The sequence below is a fragment of the Kitasatospora sp. NPDC058115 genome (genome assembly GCF_042884635.1).
Taxonomy (GTDB): domain Bacteria; phylum Actinomycetota; class Actinomycetes; order Streptomycetales; family Streptomycetaceae; genus Kitasatospora.
On sequence record NZ_JBHVTL010000066.1, the window covers coordinates 1 to 3,588 of the forward strand.

The 3,588-nt window shown below is 38.9% G+C and carries 3 protein-coding genes; all 3 read right to left on the minus strand.

Annotation, left to right across the window (positions count from 1 at the left end):
• Nucleotides 1-148: 148 nt before the first annotated feature.
• Nucleotides 149-1,072 carry a protein rep gene (locus tag ACFVVL_RS35280; RefSeq protein WP_387682656.1) on the minus strand — a complete coding sequence of 308 codons (924 nt, stop codon included), beginning with the start codon at nt 1,070-1,072 and terminating at the stop codon, nt 149-151.
• 575 nt (nt 1,073-1,647) lie between these two features.
• Nucleotides 1,648-2,775 (minus strand): RapH N-terminal domain-containing protein, encoded by a 1,128-nt coding sequence (locus tag ACFVVL_RS35285; protein ID WP_024024781.1) that lies wholly within the window; start codon nt 2,773-2,775, stop codon nt 1,648-1,650.
• 440 nt (nt 2,776-3,215) lie between these two features.
• Nucleotides 3,216-3,401, minus strand: a complete 186-nt coding sequence (locus ACFVVL_RS35290; protein ID WP_024024780.1) for a hypothetical protein — start codon at nt 3,399-3,401, stop codon at nt 3,216-3,218.
• Nucleotides 3,402-3,588: the final 187 nt, after the last annotated feature.

The following is a 3,588-nucleotide window of genomic DNA, read 5'->3' on the forward strand; positions in this document are numbered from 1 at the left end:
TGCCACAGAAAGACTGAATAGTGCATCAAAAGGCGCTCTAGTAAAAGCCTTGAAAAAAGCAGGAGTACCTTCAAAAACTGCTGATTCTCTAGCAGAAATTATCTTATGGATTGTATAAAAATAAAGCAGACAAAATTGTCTGCTTTATTTAATTAATTATGTAATTCTTAATTCCTACATGCCAATGCGCCATAACCTCGAACGTCTCATTAGCTACCTCGTCTTCATCTTCTTCAATTCTGACAAGATCCCCGTCCTCGGCGTCCGTCAAATTCAGTTCCTTATGAATCTCTTTCAAGATCCCGCCGTAGCCGATCAACCGCCTGGCATTTAACGCATCATCCAAATAATAGACCGTATCCAAATTTTCCTCGGTCACTTCATTCCCACGTATCACATCAGTGTCTTTCACTGGATACTTAGAAATCTCTAAAATAGCTTTCTGTTCTTCCATTTCTTTGCGTACTTCTTTTTCAATCGCTTCCGCATCGATTCCCTTTTTACCTTTGACCCTCTGCACATGCACAATAGGTGTGTAATCCAATTTCATTGCTCTTTTCCAAAGGCTTGTCCATTCTTTTTGATTAATATAGTTCTTACCAAAGTAATTAGTACGAACAGGTATTAACACATGAAAATGCGGATGATATGTATTTTCTTCATGATTTTTCGTAATCTCTAAAGCTCTGAAATACCCACGCACCGCAGAATCAACTTTTTTATATTTCATCAATCTATTAAAACCTTTCATCATATCCGAAATGGTCTGTTTCAGATCATCACCCTCAACGTTTTTTACTGTCAACGTGAGAAATATCCATGCTGGCTTATATTGCCGATTGGCTTCTTCAACGATCAATTTGTTGTGATAAGCAATTTTCAATGACCTTCGCCACGCACACATAGGGCATAACCTCACTTTACAAAAATAGGCTTGATATAATCGTAGTCTGCCCGTTTCTCGATCCCTCTTAAACGCAAGACATTCCGCACAATCACATACTTTCTCTGCCTTTTTTCCGTAGTAAGGCGCACCGGTACGCTTTTCAAGTCCTTCATAGTGAGCCGCCATAAGCGACGATCTCACCTTTTTCCCCTTCCAATCCCGCTTTTTACCTGTTGCGGTTTTATCCTCGAGGATGGTATAATTCGATTCAGATGAATAAAACAAAGAAAAAACCCCTTCTGCCGCTAGTTCTCTAGCTATCTATTATTTGGTGTGGTAACTTAATAATAGCAGACGGGGTTTTTCCCTGTCAAATTACCTTTAAACCCTTGACACCACTGGATTTATATCACTTTTTGAAAATCTCAATGTTTCTATATGTATCAAGATAAGAAAAGACACGATTCTGACTCCGTCAAAATCGCCAAAAAGCTGGCGAAACCGCCATCTTTTTAAAAGATTAAAACCCAAAAACCTAAAAGACCAAAGACTAAACCAAATTTCCCCGCAGGGGGAGATTTTTTTTTGATTTTTTGGTCCTGCTGCGCAACAAAAAAACAGACCTAAAAGGTCTGAAGAATTAAGTCATTGCCCTAGAATCATAAACTTGAAAACCAGTTGCACTATAGCTATCTATATTCGCTTGAACAAAAACACCGATAACCAATGCTGATGTACAAATTAAACCTAAAGCACAGTTCCTATAGAAATTCATACAAACAATCGCCCCTTTGAATTTGTTTTTGGGCGTATATCATCTTTTCATACATTTTTACAGATTCATCCACACGCCCTTTTTCAGTATAAAATCGGGCGGCTTCCAAAGCTAGGTCTTCCATGTAAGGTAAACCTCTCGGGCTTTCCAATTTATCCAAGCAAGCCAATACTTCACTAAGATTTGCAGACTTAAAAAATAAATTTTCCAGCACCTTCAACATATCCAGAAATAAATCATCTTTATGTAAAGCCAACTGTTCCTTAGCTTTCTCGTAAAATTCTCGTCCCTCAATTAATTCTTTTTGATTCAAATGAATCCGTATCAATTCATAATAGACTTGAAACAACTTTTCACCGATTGGCTCCCCTTCTAAAATGGATTGGTGAAAATACGACACAGCTTTCGTAATTTGATTTAACCCTTGATAACAGATACCGATATTGTACAGCTGCCTAAAAATTATATGCTTATTCCCCAATGCCTCCGCTTTTTCCAAAGCTAAAGAAAAACAAGTCAATGCTTTATCTCTAGTTTCTAAATCCATATAATTTCCCGCGACTACAGTTAAACAATTAATTTCACGAACCATATAAATTGAATGCGTCTTATAAGCCTTATAAGTATCATAAGCAAGAGTGACATAATACATAGACATATGTGTCTGTTTCATGTGATAAAACACTTCGGACATCTTGTAATAGAATTCCGCTTTCTCTAACTCATCAGCAACTTGCTCCAAACGTTTCTCAGCTCGCCTATAGAACATGATAGCTTTAACAAATTCGCCCATTCTGAATTCATACATTCCTTGAAAAAAGTTGAAATAGTATTCAAGAAAGCCCGACATCTTTTTCCCTTGTCCTTCTACAGCTTTCAAATATTCAGAAGGCTCCAATGGTTTCTTAGAAGGTTGCACATAATCAAGCATCAATTGATGACGGAACTCCATCAATTGAAAATAAAGAACCGCTTGCTCATCTTCTTCCATAGCATCGATCTCTTTCCTAACCTCTTCCCTTAGAATCTCAGCCTCTTTCACATTGAATCTCTTTATATGCTTGTACCATTCATTGATCTTAACCGCTACAACTGGAGACGGTATGGCCGCCATCTACAATCACCCCTTATAAAACCAGTTTTATACTAAATGCTAGCACAAGATTTCCTAATAAAACCCTGTTTCTCCCTCGATATGTAAAATTTTCGGCATCTCGCAAACACTTTTGAAAATTCCTCGGCATCTAGCCATCAAATTTAAAAAGCATGACAGCAGACAAAACGAAAAAACGCATTTAAAGCCCTTATAAGCGTTTTTAACGCATTACCCCATTTCAAGTACCTGAACAAAAATAAAAGCGCTCAGAATCGAATCTGAACGCTCTCAACGGCATTTTTAAAATGAACGACATGTTTTTTTATACGTTTTATTTTCATCTTGCGTACTACCCCCCTGTTAGCATAGGGGATTCCCGTTTGGCTCTCGGTGCTTCGCTTTTCGTTGCCACTCGACGACTGCCGTCGTCTTCCGCTACGCACCTTCCGCCTAGAACTCTATTGTATCACTTTATAAGCCAATTCAAGGGCTTTTTTCTCAAACTTCTCATCTGTGATCTGACCAGATCCGTGCTGCCATAATAATTCTTCCTCGTCAGCTGTAAGATAAATTCCTTCAATGGCGTGTGTCGCTTTCGCATATCTCATGCCTTTTTCAAAACTTTCTCTTGTCATTTTCATCATCGAACCGCCTTTCTTGGGCTCTGCCCAAACCCGCCAACGCTAGCACGTTGGATGGCAAATATTCAAACCCCCTACCCCCGATCTTCGGGGGATGCCCCTTCGGCAGGCGCAAACAAACGGGGTTTGTTTGATAAACAGGCTTTTGGGTGTCGTGAATGAGTCAACTCCTTAATGCTCACTTCGTTCC